This window comes from Bradyrhizobium sp. SZCCT0148 (genome assembly GCF_018129985.1).
GTDB lineage: Bacteria > Pseudomonadota > Alphaproteobacteria > Rhizobiales > Xanthobacteraceae > Bradyrhizobium > Bradyrhizobium japonicum_H.
Window position 1 is genome coordinate 88,859 of record NZ_JAFCKT010000013.1, and the last position, 18,942, is coordinate 107,800.

16 protein-coding genes are annotated in these 18,942 nt (G+C 60.7%); 14 read left to right on the forward strand and 2 right to left on the reverse strand.

The window, feature by feature from the left end; translation table 11 throughout:
• Nucleotides 1–197: 197 nt before the first annotated feature.
• From fdhD to JQ580_RS33985, 13 genes are all read left to right on the forward strand, one after another.
• A complete protein-coding gene (gene fdhD, locus JQ580_RS27985) occupies nucleotides 198–1,055 on the forward strand; it encodes a formate dehydrogenase accessory sulfurtransferase FdhD (RefSeq protein WP_212283675.1) in 858 nt (285 codons plus the stop codon).
• 144 nt (nucleotides 1,056–1,199) lie between these two features.
• Nucleotides 1,200–1,568: a hypothetical protein gene (locus JQ580_RS27990; RefSeq protein ID WP_212283677.1), complete on the forward strand. Its 369-nt coding sequence runs from the start codon at nucleotides 1,200–1,202 to the stop codon at nucleotides 1,566–1,568.
• A 186-nt stretch (nucleotides 1,569–1,754) separates the two neighbouring features.
• Complete coding sequence (locus JQ580_RS27995) at nucleotides 1,755–3,530, forward strand: thiamine pyrophosphate-requiring protein (RefSeq protein ID WP_212283679.1); 1,776 nt, start codon at nucleotides 1,755–1,757, stop codon at nucleotides 3,528–3,530.
• The gene (locus tag JQ580_RS28000) at nucleotides 3,527–4,624 is read left to right on the forward strand and encodes an enolase C-terminal domain-like protein (RefSeq protein ID WP_212283681.1); all 1,098 of its coding nucleotides are present in this window, start codon (nucleotides 3,527–3,529) and stop codon (nucleotides 4,622–4,624) included. The genes JQ580_RS27995 and JQ580_RS28000 overlap by 4 nt, the downstream gene beginning before the upstream one ends.
• Before the next feature lie 232 nt (nucleotides 4,625–4,856).
• Nucleotides 4,857–5,564: a hypothetical protein gene (locus tag JQ580_RS28005; RefSeq protein WP_249134478.1), complete on the forward strand. Its 708-nt coding sequence runs from the start codon at nucleotides 4,857–4,859 to the stop codon at nucleotides 5,562–5,564.
• Nucleotides 5,557–6,219: a gluconate 2-dehydrogenase subunit 3 family protein gene (locus JQ580_RS28010; RefSeq protein ID WP_212283683.1), complete on the forward strand. Its 663-nt coding sequence runs from the start codon at nucleotides 5,557–5,559 to the stop codon at nucleotides 6,217–6,219. Before JQ580_RS28005 ends, JQ580_RS28010 begins: the two co-directional genes overlap by 8 nt.
• Nucleotides 6,209–7,864: a GMC family oxidoreductase gene (locus JQ580_RS28015; RefSeq protein WP_212283685.1), complete on the forward strand. Its 1,656-nt coding sequence runs from the start codon at nucleotides 6,209–6,211 to the stop codon at nucleotides 7,862–7,864. The genes JQ580_RS28010 and JQ580_RS28015 overlap by 11 nt, the downstream gene beginning before the upstream one ends.
• A 10-nt stretch (nucleotides 7,865–7,874) precedes the next feature.
• A complete protein-coding gene (locus JQ580_RS28020) occupies nucleotides 7,875–8,315 on the forward strand; it encodes a PPC domain-containing DNA-binding protein (protein ID WP_212283687.1) in 441 nt (146 codons plus the stop codon).
• A 2-nt stretch (nucleotides 8,316–8,317) separates the two neighbouring features.
• Nucleotides 8,318–8,698: a sensory rhodopsin transducer gene (locus JQ580_RS28025; RefSeq protein WP_371746159.1), complete on the forward strand. Its 381-nt coding sequence runs from the start codon at nucleotides 8,318–8,320 to the stop codon at nucleotides 8,696–8,698.
• Between the two features lie 12 nt (nucleotides 8,699–8,710).
• Entirely contained in the window at nucleotides 8,711–9,784 is a 1,074-nt protein-coding gene (locus tag JQ580_RS28030) for an SDR family oxidoreductase (protein WP_212283689.1), read from the forward strand.
• Complete coding sequence (locus JQ580_RS28035; RefSeq protein WP_249134479.1) at nucleotides 9,777–11,576, forward strand: glycoside hydrolase family 15 protein; 1,800 nt, start codon at nucleotides 9,777–9,779, stop codon at nucleotides 11,574–11,576. The genes JQ580_RS28030 and JQ580_RS28035 overlap by 8 nt, the downstream gene beginning before the upstream one ends.
• A 100-nt stretch (nucleotides 11,577–11,676) precedes the next feature.
• Entirely contained in the window at nucleotides 11,677–12,447 is a 771-nt protein-coding gene (locus JQ580_RS28040) for a Crp/Fnr family transcriptional regulator (protein ID WP_212283693.1), read from the forward strand.
• A gap of 203 nt (nucleotides 12,448–12,650) precedes the next feature.
• The gene (locus tag JQ580_RS33985; protein ID WP_249134480.1) at nucleotides 12,651–12,839 is read left to right on the forward strand and encodes a hypothetical protein; all 189 of its coding nucleotides are present in this window, start codon (nucleotides 12,651–12,653) and stop codon (nucleotides 12,837–12,839) included.
• A gap of 1,261 nt (nucleotides 12,840–14,100) precedes the next feature.
• On the opposite strand, the gene JQ580_RS28050 is transcribed toward JQ580_RS33985, so the two are convergent.
• A complete protein-coding gene (locus tag JQ580_RS28050) occupies nucleotides 14,101–15,177 on the reverse strand; it encodes an AI-2E family transporter (RefSeq protein WP_212283695.1) in 1,077 nt (358 codons plus the stop codon).
• A gap of 371 nt (nucleotides 15,178–15,548) precedes the next feature.
• Here JQ580_RS28050 and JQ580_RS28055 point away from each other — a divergent pair, with 371 nt between their 5' ends.
• A complete protein-coding gene (locus JQ580_RS28055; protein WP_212283697.1) occupies nucleotides 15,549–15,992 on the forward strand; it encodes a hypothetical protein in 444 nt (147 codons plus the stop codon).
• Between the two features lie 293 nt (nucleotides 15,993–16,285).
• Here JQ580_RS28055 and JQ580_RS28060 read toward each other — a convergent pair whose 3' ends face one another.
• Nucleotides 16,286–18,667 (reverse strand): membrane-bound PQQ-dependent dehydrogenase, glucose/quinate/shikimate family, encoded by a 2,382-nt coding sequence (locus JQ580_RS28060; RefSeq protein ID WP_212283699.1) that lies wholly within the window; start codon nucleotides 18,665–18,667, stop codon nucleotides 16,286–16,288.
• Nucleotides 18,668–18,942 lie beyond the last annotated feature (275 nt).

Sequence of the window (18,942 nt, forward strand, 5' to 3'; positions counted from 1 at the left end):
GCTGCGGAAAAAGGCCAACGACACCAAAGTCTTCGATCGGACGGCGGATGGCGCGTCTCATTCGCGATAGATAGTTTGCTCGCTGCCGTACCGGAAATCGCGCACTCGGGCGATGTTGATTGGGCGAGTTCGTTCGATAGGGGCGAGGAACCGGGGCGCCCGGCAGAGGTTGCCAGACGCCAATCTCGGAGCCGGCCATGGATGATCGCTGCACACTCAACAAGCCAGAGCTGGTCTGGCGAGGGCGCGATCCGATCCCGTCTTCGCGCAGAGTCGCAGAGGAGCGGCCGATAGCGCTCACCTACAACGGATCGACCTATGCGGTAATGATGGCCTCGCCAGCCGATCTCGTAGACTTCGGTATCGGCTTTACCTTAAGCGAAGGCATTGTGGACGACTGTGATGACATCCTCAGCATCGACACCGTCGAGCTCGAGCTGGGGTGCGAACTGCGGATCTGGCTCGGCGGCTCGCATGCTGATCTCCTTGCCAACAGGCGGAGGGCGATGGTCGGGCCGGTCGGCTGCGGCCTTTGCGGAATCGAGAGTTTGGAGCAGGCCTGCCCACGCCCGGCGCGCGTCGTCAGCCTCGCTGGATTTCACCCGTTTGACATTTTGAAGGCGATGGCCTCGTTGCGGCCGCTCCAGCAACATAACCAGGCGACGGGCGCGATGCACGCGGCGGCGTTCTGGGGCGGCGATGACATTCGATTGGTCAGGGAGGACGTCGGACGCCACAATGCGCTGGACAAGCTCGCTGGTGCGATAGCCAGAGCCGGCCTGGAGACGTCGCGGGGGGCTGTCCTCATAACGAGTCGGGTCTCCGTCGAATTGGTGCAGAAAACCGCACGCATGGGCGTGCCGCTTCTTGTCGCCGTTTCAGCGCCGACTTCGCTGGCGATCGAGACCGCCGAGCGGGCGGGCGTTACGCTCGTCGCCGTCGCACGTGACGATGGTTACGAGATATTCAGCCATGCAAGCCGGCTGCTCTTTGAAACGAAAGAACTGGTCTCCGCTGGGGTCGAGAGGCCGGCTCCCGAGATGCTTTCCCGCTGAACTTCGGCTCTTGAGGGCAATCGGGAGCGTGCCTTCGTTCGGTCTCGTACTGACATCAGATCGCGCACGCCGTTTCGGTCGGAACGTCTGTAGCCGGCAAGCGCTGTGGTGATGTTCGGCTTTCCAAACTGAAAGGAGACAGCGATGAAGACGACGCTTTTGGCGGGAATCCTGCTCGCCGCGATGGCCGCCACTCCAGCACTGGCGCAAGGTGGTGGCACGAATTCCACGAGTACCACGCAGTCAGCCGCCAACTCGGGCCAAAACACGGCGGTACAAAAAATTCAAGACGATCTCAAGAAGGCAGGCTTCACCGACATCAAAGTCGTGGCCGAATCCTTCGTCGTGCAGGCCAAAACCAAGGACGGAAATCCCATGGTGATGACGATTGGTCCTCATGGCATGTCGGTGTTCGAAGCGATGAACGCGACCACAACAGGATCCGGCTCCTCAGCTAACTCTCAGGGGACGACGGGCTCAAGCTCTTCAAACAGCAGCGCCAACTCCAAGTAGATCCTCGCACCTTGGCGAACATCGCGTCTCTCAAAAGCAGGCCCCGCGATGTTCGTCTGGTGCCGCCGAAGCGAGACGTACGCGAGCGTACGCACATCGTAGGTGATGGCCAACCGAACTCCGAAACGTTCTGGTTGCCTGACCGTTGCTCCAGCGTCGAGCGCGAAAGAACCGCGAGAAAATCCAATGAATGTCAGCGAATTCGTTTGGCACCGGTTGTCCGAATGGGGATTGCGCCGGGTCTATGGCTATCCCGGCGATGGCGTCGGTGGACTGGACGTCGCTATCGAACGCGCGAGAGACGTGATCGATTACGTCCAGGTCCGGCACGAAGAGATGGCGGCCTTCATGGCCTCCGCTCATGCGAAGTTCACGGGGCAGGTGGGACTTTGCTATGCGACCTCAGGGCCTGGCGCAATTCACCTTCTTAACGGGCTCTACGACGCCAAGATGGACCACGTTCCGGTGGTTGCTCTCGTGGGCCAACAGGCGAGGAGCGCAATCGGGGCGAGCTATCAGCAGGAAGTCGATCTGCAGGTTCTGTTTCAGGACGTCGCCGAATACGTCGGGCAGGCAAGCGTGCCCGAGCAGGTGCGCCACTTGATCGATCGCGCTGTACGAATTGCCCACAACAAACGTGCCGTCGCCTGCGTGATCCTGCCGAAAGATGTGCAGGAACTGGATTACAAAGATCCCCCTCTCGCCCACGGTGCGACCCACACCGGCGTTGGCTACGCCGAGCCCGCGAAGCGTCCGGATGACGATTTGTTGCGCGCCGCCGCCGGAGTTCTGAACGAGGGCAATAAGGTCGCAATGCTTGTCGGAGCAGGCGCCTTGGGTGCCACCGACGAGGTCATTGCGATGGCCGAACGCCTGCAGGCCGGTGTGGCCAAAGCCCTCCTTGGAAAGGCGGCCGTCCCGGACGAACTCCCCTTTGTAACCGGTTCGATCGGACTGCTCGGCACCAAGCCGAGTTGGGACCTCATGAAGAATTGCGACACCTTCCTGATGGTCGGTTCGTCGTTTCCCTACAGCGAGTTTCTGCCGAAGCCCGGCGCGGCGCGCGGCGTTCAGATCGATATCGACGGCGCCAGGTTGAGCCTGCGTTACCCCATGGAAGTCAACATCGTCGGGGACAGCTCCTTGGCGTTGCAGGCGCTGCTGCCGCATCTTCAGCAGAAGCAAAAGTCATCTTGGCGAAGTGACATCGAGCAAGGCGTGCAGGAATGGTGGCAGACGCTTGAAAAGCGCGCCATGGATTCGGCGGAGCCGCTCAATCCGCAACGCGTATTCTGGGAGCTCTCGCCCCGTCTCCCTGAGAACGCGATCATCACTGCGGATTCAGGCTCAGTGGCCAATTGGTATGCGCGCGATCTGAAAATGCGCCGGGGCATGAAAGCTTCGCTCTCCGGAGGTCTGGCTTCCCTGGGTGCAGGAACACCTTACGCCTTGGCAGGGAAGATGGCCTATCCGGACAGGACAGTCATCGCCTGCATGGGCGACGGTGCGATGCAGATGAACGGACTGAACGTCCTCATCACCATCTCGAAATATTGGCGGGCCTGGTCAAATCCACGCCTGATCGTGCTCGTCCTCAACAACCGCGATCTCAATCAAGTCACGTGGGAGGAGCGGATTCAGCTCGGTGCGGGAAAGACGCTTTCTACCCAGAGCATCCCAAATTTTCCCTACCACCGCTACGCCGAGCTGATCGGCCTCAAGGGTATCTTTGTCGACAATCCGGACCGAGTCGGCCCTGCTTGGGATGAGGCATTATCGGCGGATTGTCCCGTGGTCCTTGAGGCGTACACCGATCCCAACGTTCCACCGCTGCCGCCCCACATCACGCTCAAGGACGCCAAGAATTTCGTCAGTATGATTCCTTCGGAGCCGGAGCTCGGCAGCGTTCTGAAGAACAGCGCCAAGGAGCTGTTGACGAGCGTACTGCCCGGGAAGGAATGATGGTCGAGATCTCTGTCGAGGCAGTCAAGGCTCGTGCCTTCGAGATTCCAACCGATCGACCGGAGGCCGACGGGACGATGAGTTGGAATTCCACAACTTTAGTTCTGGTCGAAGTCGCGGCCGGCGCCAAGTCCGGGCTTGGTTACACGTATTCTGACCACAGCATAGTTGCGCTCATCACGAGCAAGCTCGCCTCGATCGTCTGCGGGATGAATGCCCTCGCGCCCGAAACCGCTTGGATGGCGATGCAGCGCGCGGTTCGCAATCTGGGACGCGAAGGCCTCGCTGCGAATGCTATCTCGGCGGTCGATACGGCTCTCTATGACTTGAAGGCGCGGATTTGGGGTGTGCCCCTGGCTCAGCTGCTCGGAAGCTACCGAAGAAATGTCCCGATCTATGGAAGCGGAGGTTTCACGACTTACTCGGACACCGAATTGGCCGAACAGCTCGGCAAGTGGGTTGCCGACGCTGGGTGCACGAACGTCAAGATGAAAGTGGGCTCGGAGCCGGACCTCGATCCGCATCGCGTGCAAGTGGCAAGCCGCGCGATTGGCGAACGCGCCAATCTCTTCGTCGATGCAAACGGTGCTTACTCGGTGAAACAAGCGCTAGAGCTTGCGGATCTCTTCGAGCCTCACCGTGTCAAATGGTTTGAGGAGCCGGTGTCGTCGGACGACCTCGCGGGCTTGCATGCGGTTCGCGCCCGTGCCCCGGCAGGCATGGAGGTTGCTGCGGGTGAGTACGCTTACACCACAGACTATGTGCGGACGATGCTGGAAGCGTCGGCAGTCGACGTTCAGCAGGCCGATATCACCCGGTGCGGCGGCGTAACCGGGTTTCTGAAAATCGCCTCGCTTTGCGAGGCGCACCAAATCGATCTGTCGGGCCATTGCGCGCCGGCTCTGCATCTCCACGCCGCCTGTGCTGTGCCGCGCCTACGGCATCTGGAATGGTTTCACGATCACGTTCGCATCGAACATATGCTTTTCGACGGCGCGCCGAAGCCACGTAATGGTGCGATCCAGCCCGACCTGTCGGTAGCGGGCAACGGCTTGATCTTAAAGGAAGCGGATGCTGAGCGCTATGCGATCTAACCAGGCTAGAAAAGATAAGGCGCGCGGAAGCTTCCAAGCTCTGCCCGTCGAAGCGATGCGGGCAAGACCGCTGCGTCTGTCGGTACCTCGCTCGCTCTCCCGCTCCGCGCAGCGCGAGGCCGAGACCGTTTCGGCAGCCCGGCGTCTGAATCGAGCCGCGGGCATGTTGGCCGCGTCCGTCCTTGCCGACAGCGCTCTCGAGCACTACCGTGGGTCATTCAAGAATAAGGCGATGTTCACCCCGCTGGTCGTTGCCGGGTTGACCTTGGCAATGAGCCTGCACGGCACGGCGGACCGGCGCCCGGTTGCACACAGAGCACGAGACGCGTCGTATCTTTCGGCGGCCGTCACCGGCCTGATTGGGACAGGCTTTCACATCTACAATGTGACGAAAAAAGTCGGCGGCCTGAGCTGGCAGAACGTATTCTACGGTGCTCCCCTGGGCGCGCCGATGGCTATTCTGCTCTCCGGGATGTTGGGCTTTTGCTCGGAACGTGTGCGCGCCAACGGGCGCCGGCGGTCTCGTCGGATCTTCAAGCTTCCCGCGGCTGAGACGGTCGCAACAGTATCAGCGCTGGGCCTCCTTGGAACCTCGGGAGAGGCGGGGTTGCTCCATTTTCGCGGAGCCTTTCACAACCCCTTCATGGCCGTTCCCGTGACCCTCCCGCCGATCGGCGCTGGCTTACTCGCCGGCGCGGTATTGAACGGTGGAAGGCGGATGCGCGGCCTTGCGCGATGGTGGATGCGGCTGCTTGCGTTGATGGGTTTTGCCGGCGTTGGCTTTCACGCCTATGGCGTCTCGCGAAACATGGGCGGCTGGCGCAATTGGAGCCAAAACATCCTCAACGGACCGCCTCTGCCGGCACCCCCAAGCTTCGCTGGGCTCGCAATGGCTGGGCTTGCTGCGCTCGAGTTGATCAGAGAGGCACGAGATGCTTGATCGGAAGGCGGAGCTTCACAATGCCTACCCTGGCTATGACGTGCTTGCGAAATGGCGGAGCCCATCCTGGAATGAGAAGACGCGGGAGGTGATCGCGGCTCGCTTGCAGGTGCCAGACGAGCCGCAATTCCTGACCCTGGATGAGTTTGAAGTGCTCACCGCAATCGCCGATCGCATCGTGCCGCAACCTGCGTCGAGGTCGCCTGTTCCCGTGGCCGGCCTGCTTGATCAAAAGCTGCGAGCCGGCGTGATGGACGGCTATCGTGTCGTGGGCCTGCCGGGCGACGGCGAAGCTTGGCGAAGGGGGCTCGGAGCCCTGAATGCGGAGGCGAGAGCCCGCCACGACTGTGGCTTCGCAGCGGTCGCTGATGGCGATCAAGACGATCTACTAAGGCGCTGCGAGGCGGGCGAATTGAACGCGCCGGAATGGGCCGGCATGCCGTCGCAGATCTTCTTCAAACATCGTCTGCTGCGCGATGTAGTTCTGGCTTACTATTCTCACCCTACTGCGTGGAGCGAGGTGGGGTGGGGCGGACCCGCCAGTCCGCGCGGCTACGTGCGGCTCGATTTCAACGACCGTGATCCCTGGGAGGCGGCCGAAGCCATGCCGGGCCGGGAGGTCGAAGCTCGGAGGATCAATCGAAATGTCCGATGATCCGCTTCACAGTCCACGTGCAATCAACGGCCGCGCGCCCGACGTCTTTCGACCCGGCCGCTGGGTGAGCATGAAACAATACGCCGAGCATGAGGCGGTTGACTTCGTGATCGTCGGGACTGGGGCCGGCGGTGCGACGCTCGCCTGCAAGTTGGCCGAATACGGGTTCACGGTGGTGGCCCTCGATGCCGGCCCTTACTTCCGGCCCCTTGAGGATTTCGCCTCCGACGAGTCCGAGCAGACCAAGCTTTATTGGACAGACGACCGCATTGTCGATGGTGACAATCCCTTGCAGCTCGGAAGCAACAACAGCGGCAAGGCCGTCGGAGGCTCGACCGTGCATTTCGCAATGGTATCGCTCCGGTTCCGGCCGGAATGGTTCAAAGCCAGGACCAAACTTGGCTACGGTGCGGACTGGCCGATCGATTGGCGCGAGATGTGGGCTTACTACACGGAAGTCGAGCAGGCCCTTAAAGTCTCCGGCCCTGTCAACTACCCCTGGGGACCGCCGCGTCCGCGCTATCCTTATCGCGCCCATCCGCTCAATGCTGCTGCCCGCGCGCTCGCGCGCGGCTGCGAAGCCCTTGGTATCGGCTGGACCGAGACGCCGCTCGCAACCCTCTCTGCGCCGCGCGGCCTCGCACATCCATGCGTCTATCGCGGCTTCTGCGTGACCGGTTGCTCGACGAATGCCAAGCAAAGCGCGCTCGTGACGTGGATTCCGCGCGCTCTGTCTGCCGGCGCCGAGATCCGGGATCTCGCCATGGTCGGCCGGATCGAGACCGACGCGAATGGCCTCGCCGTCGGTGTGCACTATAACCGCCAGAACCAGTGGCGCTTTCAGAAGGCGCGCAACGTGGTGGTGGCCGGCTACGCGATCGAAACACCGAGGCTCCTGCTGAATTCGGCGACCGACAAGTTTCCGGATGGCCTGGCAAACAGGTCCGGACTTGTCGGCAAGAATCTAATGGCACAAGCAAACCAGGCGGTGTGGGGCGAGATGGACGAGGAGGTCCGCTCGTACAAGGGACCTCCGTCCCTCGCCATCACCGAGCACTGGAATTACGAGGATGAGGGCAAGGATTTCTTTGGTGGCTACGCTTACATGAGCCAGGGCCCCCTTCCGCAGCTATGGGCCAACACGCAAGCGACGGCGCATGGTCTGTGGGGGACGCGACTGGTCGAGGCGATGAAGCGTTATAACCACGTCGTGGGCTTGAAGATCGTTGGGGAGATGCTGCCTCAGGAAAGCAACCGCGTCACGTTGGCCGACGAAGTCGATCAATACGGGCTGAGAATTCCGCGCGTTACCTACTCCTGGTGCGATAACGACAAGCGCCTGATCGATCACTCCGTCGCCTTCATGAGCCGGGCTCTGGGCGCGATCGGCGCCAAAGACTTGTGGGTGCAGGAAGACGACACCTGTCATCTCAACGGTACGGCCCGGATGGGCGATCGGCCGGACAACAGCGTCGTCAATGCGGACTGCCGCAGCTGGGACATCCCCAATCTCTGGATTTGCGACGGCTCCGTGTTTCCGACCGTGGGCGGCGCGAATCCGTCCCTGACAATTCAGGCGATTGCTTGCCGCACGGCGGATCGAATTCGGGGTCTGTCCCGAGTGGGAGAGATCAGATTGAATTAGGAGGATACCGATGAGGCAAAAGCTCCTCAACGACAGCGCGCAGCGAACCTTTGCAGTCATCCTCGACAGCGGCGACGAGGCGATGGAAAGCCTCAAGTCCTTTGCGGCGGCGCAGCGGATCTCCGCAGCCCAAATCACCGGCATCGGAGCCTTCAGCGGGCTGGTGCTGAAATACTTCGATTGGGAGAAAGAGACATACCTCGAGAATCGCGTAGACGAACAGGTGGAGGTCGCTTCGCTCGTCGGCGATATCGCGGTTTCGCCGTCGGGCGAACCTTCCGTGCACGTCCATCTCGTTGTCGGGCGGCGCGACGGCACCGCTCTCGCCGGCCACCTTGGATCGGCTCGGGTGCGCCCCACTCTCGAGGTGATCGTAACCGAAAATCCCGCGCATCTTCAGAAGGCGCACGATCCCGTGACGGGGCTGGCGTTGATCAAGCTGGAGCGATGACAATGCAGAGCATCGGTCGCACAATGTGGGCCATCCCGGAAGGCTATATCCCAAGCGACAGCGTCAGCGACGCGCACGATCTTGTGTCGCATGAGGCGGCGTGCTTCCTGAACACGGGCGATCGCGACGCAGACGTCCGGATTACGCTGTTCTTCGAGAACAGGGCTCCGGTCGGCCCCTACCGGGTGAAGGTGCCGGCCAAGCGCACTCTGCATCTCCGCTTCAATGATCTGACCGACCCCGCTCCGGTTCCGCGCGACACGAGTTACGCTTCAATTATCGAGGCGAGCGAGCCGGTGATCGTTCAGCATACCAGGCTCGACTCGCGCCAGCCAGCAATGGCGCTGCTGTCGACCATTGCCTACCCGGCCGTACCGGAGTGAGGAGATGTCCTAATGAATGACGAAGCGAGCTTGAATGAGGGGCCGGTCCGTCCCCGTCCGGTTGTCGTGGTCACAGGGGCATCCGCTGGGGTTGGCCGGGCCATCGCCCATCGTTTCGGCCGCGCCGGTTACTCCATCGGTCTGATCGCCCGAGATGTGGAAGCCCTCGAGGATGTGCGGCGCGAGATCGAGGACGTCGGAGGACGGGCGGTTGTGATGCCTCTGGATGTGGCGGATGCCGGCGCCGTCTTTGCGGCAGCGGACCGCATCGCATCGACGCTGGGTCCGATCCACATCTGGATCAACGACGCGATGGTGACGGTGTTCTCTCCGGTTTGGCGCATGACGCCCGATGAATTCCGCCGTGTCACCGAGGTCACCTATCTCGGCTTCGTGCACGGAACGATGGCGGCCCTGCGCCACATGCGGCCCGCAAACAGGGGGACGATCATCCAGATCGGATCGGCGTTGGCCTACCGCGGCATTCCGCTCCAGTCGGCCTATTGTGGGGCCAAGCACGCCATTCGCGGTTTCACGGATTCGCTGCGAAGCGAGCTGAGGCACGAGCAGAGCAGGCTCAATTTGATGATGCTGCAGCTGCCGGCGGTCAACACTCCGCAATTCGATTGGGCGAGGGCGCATATGCCGCGGACGCCGAGGCCAGTGGCGCCTGTGGTCGAGCCTGAGGTCATCGCGAATAAAGTGTACGATGCAGCTCAAAGGCCGGCGAGGGAGTATTGGATCGGTTTCAGCACCCTAAAGGTCATTCTTGGCAACATGATCTTGCCGGGGCTGCTGGATCGCTATCTCGCACAAACCTGTATCAGTGGCCAACAGACGGATCGCCCGATCGATCCAAGTCGGCGGGACAACCTCGATCAACCCGTACGCGGCCTTCATCGCACCAGGGGGAGCTTCGCTTCGGAGGCGGTCGATAGCGCCTTTGCCGGACCGGCAAGCATGCTGCGGCTTGCTCCGGTCATGGCGCTGTTGGGAACAGCTGCGTTGGCGGTGGTGGCTGCACGGGCATCGCGAAGCAGGAGCAGCAGACATCGTCGACGTCAACGCGATGCGCGACTTGGATGAGAGCTTCCCAGTGCCGACGAAGTCCATCGAGGATTATGGGCTGATTGGAGACTGCCAGACGGCTGCCCTCGTGCATCGTGACGGTTCGATCGAGTGGCTGTGTTGGCCGCGCTTCGATTCGGACGCTTGCCTTGCGGCCTTGCTCAGCACGGACTCACATGGACGTTGGAAGATGGCGCCGGTCGAAGCCGGCAGTTCATCGCGCCGCCGCTATCGCACCGATACGCTCGTGCTCGAGACGGAGTTTGAGCTGACGACGGGCTGTGTCCGTCTGATCGATTTTATGCCTATCGAGGGCAACGCATCTGCCGTGATCCGGATCGTTCGGGGCCTTGCGGGCAAGGTGAAGTTGCGCAGCGAGCTGGACCTGCGCTTCGACTATGGATCCTTGAGACCCGCAGTTGAGACCGATCGACAACAGGCCGTCGCCTTCGTGGGACCGCATCTCGTCGTTCTGCATGCACCGTCACAGGTCTCGCAGCAGGGCTCCTGCATCGTATCGGAAGTGGAGGTGAGTGAAGGGGAGGAGATCGCATTTTGTCTCCGATACGGCAGCGCAACGGGTGCGCCGCCTCCGCCGCTTGCCTCCGCGGCAGCTATGCACAAAACGGAGGAATATTGGCTCAATTGGATTGCGAAGTTCTCGATCCAAACGCGGTGGCCCGAGGCCGTCAGGCGCTCCCTCTTGACGCTCAAGGCGATGATTTTTTGTGCGACAGGCGGCATCATTGCCGCTCCCACCACCTCACTTCCGGAGGCGCCGGCCCAGGACCTGAACTGGGATTACCGATATTGCTGGCTGCGGGATGCAGCGTTCACGATAACGGCTCTGCTTGATGCCGGGTATCAAGAGGAGGCCAGGGCGTTCCGCGACTGGCTTCTCCGGGCTGCAGGTGGCGAGCCTGACAAGATCAGAATCATGTACCGCGTGGATGGCTCGCGTCGTCTGGAGGAATGGGTGGCATCCTGGCTCCCGGGGTTCAGAGGGGCGAGGCCGGTGCGAATTGGAAATGCCGCGGCCGCCCAGCGACAGCTCGACGTCTACGGCGAGCTCCTTGATTCTGTGGCTGCCGCAGCGAAGATGGGCGTTGTCCCGACCGATCGTGAAGCCGATCTGATTGCTTCCGTGATCGCTCACGTCGAAGGGGTTTGGGATGAGCCCGACCATGGTTTGTGGGAATTGAGAGGACATCCGCAGCACTACACATATTCCAAAGTGTCGGCCTGGGCCGCGGTGGATCGCTTCGTCCGTCGTGATGATCTCCATCGATCGGCGGACAACGCCTTTGTGAAGCGAATGGTGGGGCTGCGGAACCGGATGCATCGCGAGATATGCGAAAAGGGGTTCAACCGCCAACGAGAGACATTTGTAGAGTACTACGGCTCTGAGGAGGTGGATCCGAGCCTGCTCAACCTGCCTTTGGTGGGCTTCCTGCCTGTTACGCATCTGCGCATCGAAAAGACGATTGCTGCGATCGAGCGCGAGCTCGTGCACGACGGGTTCGTCCATCGCAAGTTGTCAGGCGAAATTCGCGAGGGAGCGTTTCTCGCATGCACCGGATGGCTCGTCGAATGCCAATTGATGCAAGGGCGACGGGCCGAAGCGGAGCGAACCTTCGCTCATCTCTTGCGAGCGCGAAATGATCTCGGATTACTAGCTGAGGAGTTCAACGTGCGCGATGGCCGCTTAGCCGGCAACTTTCCTCAGGCATTGAGCCATCTGGCATTGGTCCGCGCCGCCCTTCGCTTCGAAAATAAGGCATCCAACCGAGGGGACGGACACGGAACATAGTCGTACACGTTGAAAATGGAACCCAGGCGGCCTGACTGCGTACTCTGTCTAACTCCCCCGAACGTTTCGAGTCTGTCTCCGGGGGCGGGGAGCAACGGTAATGCAGGACGGTCGAGTAACTGGGTTAGCGCCAAGGCTGATCGAACCCGAAGGCCACGTTCGGGCACTGACCGTACGAAACAAGCTGCTGAGCTGCATTCCGGGGGCAGAGTTGGAGGTGCTTCGATCGATCGGGACGGAGGTCGAAATCAAGCCGCGTCAAGTCCTGCATCATTGGCGCTTGCCGATGGAATACGTCTATTTTCTCAATGACGGGCTCATATCGGTCTCGGCCAAGGTGGAGCCGAATCGTTTCGTCGAGGCGTGGCTTGTCGGCGCCGAAGGAATGATTGGAGCCCCCTGTGTTTTGGCACCGGAAGATCCAATGCCCCCGCACCGCCGTGTGGTCCAGGTCGGCGGAACCGCCCTGCGAATTCCGACCCAGGCGTTTGTTGCAACGCTGGACGAGCTCCTGGCTCTTCGCGGAATAATCCTTCGCTATATCAATCTCGTGTTGTTTCAGACTTCCCAGGTGGGAGCCTGCAACTCGCTGCACTCGGTCCGGCAGCGGCTTGGCCGTTGGCTTCTCGTCGCGGCCAACGCGATGGACTCGAACGATTTGCCGATCACGCATGCCGTGTTGGCTCAACTGCTCGGGATCCGCCGTGCCAGTGTTAGCGAGTGTCTCGAGACGTTCGAGCAGGCGGGCATCATCCGCAACACGCGAGCTGCAATAACTCTGATCGACCGGGCTCAGCTGCAGCATCTGGCATGTTCGTGCTCTGGATTGATACAGCGCGAGTACGATCGGCAAATCCGATCTCGCGCATAGACTTGCTTTGCAGCCCTTCGTTGCGCCCTTGCGGGTTGCGATGCAGTCCTCTGGAATTGCAACGAGGGCGGTCTTCGGGACGTTCTTCTCCGGAAAGGACAGATCATGATCCCGAGGTAGCATTCGCTTGTCTGGCCGTCGGAATCGTCTGCGCCATCCTGATCGCAATCGTCCTAATCAACCATCCGCAGCGCCTGTGGATCATGAACATCGTCTGGCCAATTAACGGTCTGTTCGGTACCGTACTGACCTTGTTGCTGTACCACCGCTTCGGTCGCCTTGCTGCGCGCGATGCGAGCGAGCTCAAAAAGCGGTCCAGCGTGAAAAAGGAAACGCCGTTTTCTTCATGGTCGCCAAAGGCGCCATGCACTGCGGAGCCGGATGCACCCTAGGTGACAGTCGCCGAAAGTCTCGTGCTCGCGTTTCCGGCGATTGCGATCTGGGCTGGTTGGAAAACGTCGTTCTCTGAAAAGATGTTTGCAATCTGAGTGGTGGATTATCTGTTCGCATTCGTACTCGAAGTGGCATTCCAGTACTTCACGATCAAGCCCATGCGACCTGTCGCCGAGAGGGTATCGTTCAGGCTATTAAAGCAGACACGCTCTCGCTCACGGCTTGGCAAGTCGGGATGTGCGCAGCTCGCTATCTTCCGGAGGGGCCTCGGGGTACGGCTGGAGCGGTCGATGCCGGAGTTTTGGTCATGATGCAGATCACGATCATCGGGGATTTCTCACCAATATCCGGTGAACTGGTGGCTGATCTAGGCCGGCGTCAAGGAGCGGATGTAGGACCTTGACGACCTCTACTTTCGTATAGGCGAGCACGGCCGCAATCTGGTCAGTGCCCTCGCGACGTGCTTGGCTAGAGCCCCCAAAAGAATACTCTGATCTTGCTCTTCCGAATGCGCAAACTGTCGGCCTGCGCAAGCTCATCGCGCTCGCCCCAACGCCAGCGCACGTCCGCTGGCGTTGAGCGCGCCGGGCACCTTGCCGTGAGATTGGCGTGTTACCACCGATGATGCGCGCGGATTACGCCGTGATGATGATGGCGATGGGATCTTGGAGTCCAGCCGTAGCTATGACGCCATGGGTGTACCTGCCGGACCGTATATCCCCACGGCCTCGGCGCGGACCAGCCGTAACTATAGCGCCAAGGACGCGGTCCCCAAGCGTAGGGCTGCGGGCCCCAACCATATCCGCCCCAGTAAGGCGTATAGGTGTATGCTGGATAGTATCCACCATAACCGTATGGGCGGTACGCATACCCGTAGCCGTCGTACGGCCGCTCATAATAGTAGGGGCCAGCAATGGCGGAGCCGATCAGCGCTCCCGCAAGTAATCCCGCGCCGATCCCCCAGCCGCCACGCCAGCGCACCTGCGTGACATTGTTCTGTCCCGCCGACGTAAGCTCCGGCGAGCGCGCCGCCGCGGAGAGCGCTGTCAATGGCGCGGCCTGTGTACTGCCGAGTGGAGAGATCGCGATCAGACCGGTGAGAGAAAGGGCAAGTGTGAGTCTCCGCATCAGTGGCTCCTGTGATTTCAGAGTGCGGTCTCAACCTCAGCCTTCGATCTTGGTTTCCAGAGTCAATAGCTGCGGACACTATGTCGCGCCGATCGTCGATGGCAGACTGACGAGTGTACGACACCGTACCAACTACAATGACTTTCGCTCGGTTTGAACGTGCTCTTGGTCAGAGACCTGCTTACTCTCACGCTCCAGGAAGGCCTCGACATAGATTATGCGGACAGCAACAAGCAGAATGGCCATCAAAGGGGTGGCCACGATCAATCCGATCAGACCAAAAAGCGTCCCCAAAACGGTCTGAGAAAGTATCGTGAGGGCCGGCGGGAGTGAGATCGTTCTTTTCTGAATCCATGGTGAGATGACATTTCCCTCGATGAGCTGGATCGACAAGAACAATAAAGCGACCCATGCCGCTAAGGTAGGAGACTGAGCCAGGGCGACGAGGATCGCCGGTACGGCGCCAGCGAGCGCCCCGATGTATGGCACGAAGTTCAGCAGCCCAGCGAGCAGAGCCAATGAAAGTGCCAAAGGCGAGCCGATAAGAAAAAGACCCAAGCCAAGAAGAAGCCCTACGATGACCATGTCGATGAATTGCCCGAGAAACCAGAGCCTGAGCGTAGAACCAAGCTCCCGAGCAACTTCCCGCCCGTGAGGCCGCCAAGCCACAGGAAGCAGACGCAGCGCGCCTTCGAGGTACAATTGCGGCGATGCAGCCAGGAATATTGCCGTCGCCCCCACAACGACAAGAGTGCCGCCGATACCGAGAACCGAGCCGATGACACCCGGGACGTAGCCAGTCAGGCCGGCTCGCAGAGATTTTCCGGCTATTTGTAGCTGTTGAGCGAATACCGAGCCCCATGAGCTATCTTCCAGCTCCCTCCATACTCTCTCCAACTGGGTTCTCAGTTGCTGGCCGATTTCGTCGGCCTGGGCGAAAATAACGCTCCCGCGCCACCAGAGCAGCGCACCGAGAACGAGAGAAGTGATGATGATGACACAAAGCAGGGAGGTGTAATGACCCAGGCGAAATACGCGCTGCACCGCGTTGCTTGCCCCGCGCAAAACGCAAGCAATGACTACGGCACTGAACGTGAGCAAGAGAATGTCACGGAGCAACCAGATTGACGCGGCGAGAAAGAGGCCGATCGCGCTTACTCGGAGAGTGCGCTCTATATGGCGGACGTGAGCGGTCAACTTGTCTTCCAATTGCTCTCCTTCATTGCGTTGGTTCCGGTCCAAACTCGGCCTTTCCTTGGTGCAGAGGCGAGGAGTCGAAATATTTACGAAAGCCGGTGCCACCTTCAGATTGAGCGGGCAACCGGTCTAGACGACGCGAGGCTTCATCATATAACTCCGTGTCTCCCTCACTTGCTTGCCGTGACGCAAAACTTGGCGCCCCAGGACCGGCTGGGGGCGCATAGAAGGATCACGACTGCGCGTCGAAATGGCTGATAGGGTTATAAGGAGAGCGCATGAGGCGTGTTCCAATCTCATGCACGCCATCGAAAAAGATGCAGTCTCTCCAGAAACAATCCCTCGGCCCGCACGGTTAAGGTGATTGGCCAGGAGGATGTGCCATGCGTAATTCAGCAACAGCGACCGTTCTGTTCCTCTCCTCTTTACTCGTCTCCGGCTTCGCCCTTGCTCAACAACCCGAGACTGCACCGGGCTCCAACGAGACCCAGGCCACTCCCGTTCAGCCGGACCGTGCGCCGCAGCAGTCCGATCAGGCGCGCGAAACGGAGCGTAAGAGTGCCGAAGACACACGCGTCAAGCGAGACTGGACCACGCAGCGCGATGAGGATCGCACGGGCATGGACCGCATGCGGCGTCAGCAGCATATGGGACGCATGATGGAAGATACTGACCATCGCACCACAGGCGGCAATTGGCGGATGCAGCGCGATGATGAAGATATGGACCGACGCTCGCGATACCGCGATGAGGATCGGCCGCGCCGACGCGTCAAGATCTGCTTTGAATATGAAAACGGCGACGAATTTTGTCGTTACCGCGACTGAGTTGACGCCTTAATCTTCCGGATGGTCGTCGCTCCCGCGCTGCGGAGCATCCCGACCGGCGCCGTTGGGCGTTCGCCAGTTGATGACGGAGGAATCCGCCCGACTGTCGAAGAGTCGGCGCGTGTCGCCGCTCCTGCGCGGCCCCGGATATCAATCGGCGTGTTCCCGCAGTGCTGGCCCGGCTGGGAGCCGCGGGAGCAAGACGCTTCCGGCGATTGATCAGAAGATGGATCGGCACGTCCGGCGCCGTCTTGCGCAACGATGGAACGGTTGTCTATCTTGAGGAGCCGCGATTATGAATTGGGCAACGCGTAGGCAATGATGGAATCACCGGCTTCGGTGCCCGTCGAGCCATGGCCGCCGGCCACCACCACCACGAACTGACGCCCGCTCTTTTCCGACCAATAGGTCATGGGCGTGGCTTGCCCGCCGGCCGGCAAGCGGCTTTCCCACAGTTTCTTTCCGTTCGTGACGTCATACGCTCTGGCAAAATAGTCCAGCGATCCGCTGAGAAAAGCCACGCCGCCCTTGGTGACCATTGGGCCGCCAATGCCGGGAACGCCCATTTCGAAAGGCAGGGGGATCGGCGAAAGGTCCCGGACCGTTCCGTTGACATGACGATAAGATGTTTTGCCAGTCGTAAGGTCGGCGCCGGCGACGTAACCCCACGGCGGAGCCTGACATGGCAGCCCGATCGGAGAGAGGAACGCCCCCATTTTGGCGGCATAGGGCGCTCCGAAATTCTCGTTGAATGGCGCTTCATCCGGTTTGCTGACGATGCGGCTGGTGGCGTCGGTGCGCGCTTTCAGGGTCGACGTGAAGGCCAGGTAGACCGGCATCGCGAATACGACCTGCCGCTCCGGATCGATCGCGACACCGCCCCAGTTGAACGTTCCGAAATTTCCAGGATAGACGATCGAGCCCTTGAGGGACGGTGGAGTATAGCGTCCTTCATAGCGCATGGAGCGAAAGGCGATGCGGCACGCTAGTTGGTCGAACGGCGAGAGCCCCCACATCGAGGCTTCCGTCAGCGGCGTCGGGTTGAACGACAAAGTGGAGACGGGCTGAGTCGGTGCGGTGACATCGCCAGCAACGGCACCTTGGGGCGCGGGCACTTCCCTAACCGGCAGCAATGGTTTTCCGGTGCGGCGATCGAGCACGAAAAGCCCGCCCTGCTTGGTGGTTTCGACCAACGCGGGAACGGTGCTACCGGCGATGGTCAGGTCCAGCAAAGCGGGCTGGGCGGGGACGTCCATGTCCCAGAGGTCATGATGTGTGCTTTGGAAAACCCACGCGACCGCTCCGGTCTCAGCGTTCAGTGCAACGACCGAAGATGAATAGGTCTCAACGTTCTTGTCGCGGTTCCCGCCGAACTGATCGGGCGGCTGATTTCCCATCGGAATATAGATCAGGCCGAGTGCGGAATCGTAGCTGGATATGCTCCAGCTATTCGGGGAGTTAGCGGAATATGTCTGATCCGGTGCGATGGGAGCTGTTTCCGTCGGTTTCCTGCTGTCCCAGTTCCAGATCAGCTTGCCAGAATTGACATCGAAGGCGCGGATCACGCCGGAGGGCTCGGCCGTCGACACATTGTCGTTGACCGCGCCGCCGACGATGATCAGGCTTTTGGCGATGATCGGCGGGGATGTGGAATAATACGATCCGGTCTTCACGTTGGGCATGTTTTGCCACAGATTCACGAAGCCATCTGGGCCGCCGAACCCGGGGCAGACCTTGCCAGTCTCTGCGCTCAGCGCGATCAGCCGTCCGTCCACGGTCGGGAGGAACAGGCGCTTGACGCAATCTGCCGAAGCCGTGGCATTCGCTGACGCCGTCGCGTCTGGCGCCGTGCCGTCGTAATAGGACAGGCCCCGGCAGGTGAGGTGCTGTGTGCTCTGGTACGGAGGTTCAGCGACTTTCGGATCGTATCGCCACTTCTGTTCGCCGGTTTCCGCGTTGAGCGCGAAGACGAGATCGTGGGGAGTACAGAGATACACAGAGTCGCCAATCTTGAGCGGTGTGACTTCGTATGTCGTCTCGATCGGGTCCTTCTTGCCGCGCATGTCACCGGTATGAAAAGTCCACGCGACCTTCAATTTTCCCACGTTCTGCGCCGTGATCTGATCGAGCGTCGAGTAATGCTGCCCGGCCTGGCTTCCGCCATAGGCGGCCCAGTCCGTTCCAGCCGCCGGTCCCAGCCCGTCATGATCAGTCGCGCTTCTTTCCGGCAGATTCCCAGCCAGATCGTGCGACGGCGTGAAGACAGCGAGCAGAGCGATCGCCACGCTGACGGCGAGCGAGGCAGCAAGAGCGGCTCGGCCCGATTTGAAGAAGGAGCCGAGGGGCCGGGTTCGAGCCGATCGCGGGAGCCACGGCAACATCAGGATAAGTCCGAACAGGAAGATGAAATCCCCGCGCGGCGCGAGCTGCCACCAGTCCAGCCCGACTTCGACCAGGGCCCAAACCATGGTGAGCAACAGAAGCGCGGCGTAAACCCAAAATGCCAACGGATTGCGGGCCATGATGAGAGCCGCGACCGCGATCAGGGCCACCCCTTGTGCGAGATAAGAATACGAACCGCCCAGCGTGACCAGCCAGAGACCCCCGACGCCAAGCCAAAGACCGGTCAAGGCAAAAAGAGTGGAAAGGGCGATACGGATGGCGCGGCTGGACATGCAGATTCCGAAACGTTGTGGGACGGGCGAATGATCTCGCGCAACAGTCCCGATGGCATAAAACGGCGCGCAACGAGGCGTGTTCCAATGACTGTCAGGTCCATTAGTTGTGGGAGGCCGAAGTTTAGTTGTGGGAGGCCGAAGTTGTGGGAGGCCGGCCCCCTCGTCATGAGAAGTTCTGCGCATGCGGCTACCCGCGAGCGGCCATCTGCAGCCGAAGATGACTGACACCTGCCAGCCGATGACTTGCAGACCTTAGACATTACCGATTTGAA

Coding starts and splice junctions, on each gene's coding strand:
- JQ580_RS28060 (WP_212283699.1), bottom strand. CDS start 18,667: ATGTCCAGCCGCGCCATCCGTATCGCCCTTTCCACTCTTTTTGCCTTG.
- JQ580_RS28040 (WP_212283693.1), top strand. CDS start 11,677: ATGCAGGACGGTCGAGTAACTGGGTTAGCGCCAAGGCTGATCGAACCC.
- JQ580_RS28025 (WP_371746159.1), top strand. CDS start 8,318: ATGCAGAGCATCGGTCGCACAATGTGGGCCATCCCGGAAGGCTATATC.
- JQ580_RS28015 (WP_212283685.1), top strand. CDS start 6,209: ATGTCCGATGATCCGCTTCACAGTCCACGTGCAATCAACGGCCGCGCG.
- fdhD (WP_212283675.1), top strand. CDS start 198: ATGGATGATCGCTGCACACTCAACAAGCCAGAGCTGGTCTGGCGAGGG.
- JQ580_RS27995 (WP_212283679.1), top strand. CDS start 1,755: ATGAATGTCAGCGAATTCGTTTGGCACCGGTTGTCCGAATGGGGATTG.
- JQ580_RS27990 (WP_212283677.1), top strand. CDS start 1,200: ATGAAGACGACGCTTTTGGCGGGAATCCTGCTCGCCGCGATGGCCGCC.
- JQ580_RS28010 (WP_212283683.1), top strand. CDS start 5,557: ATGCTTGATCGGAAGGCGGAGCTTCACAATGCCTACCCTGGCTATGAC.
- JQ580_RS28055 (WP_212283697.1), top strand. CDS start 15,549: ATGCGTAATTCAGCAACAGCGACCGTTCTGTTCCTCTCCTCTTTACTC.
- JQ580_RS28000 (WP_212283681.1), top strand. CDS start 3,527: ATGATGGTCGAGATCTCTGTCGAGGCAGTCAAGGCTCGTGCCTTCGAG.
- JQ580_RS28020 (WP_212283687.1), top strand. CDS start 7,875: ATGAGGCAAAAGCTCCTCAACGACAGCGCGCAGCGAACCTTTGCAGTC.
- JQ580_RS28005 (WP_249134478.1), top strand. CDS start 4,857: ATGTTCACCCCGCTGGTCGTTGCCGGGTTGACCTTGGCAATGAGCCTG.
- JQ580_RS33985 (WP_249134480.1), top strand. CDS start 12,651: ATGAACATCGTCTGGCCAATTAACGGTCTGTTCGGTACCGTACTGACC.
- JQ580_RS28030 (WP_212283689.1), top strand. CDS start 8,711: ATGAATGACGAAGCGAGCTTGAATGAGGGGCCGGTCCGTCCCCGTCCG.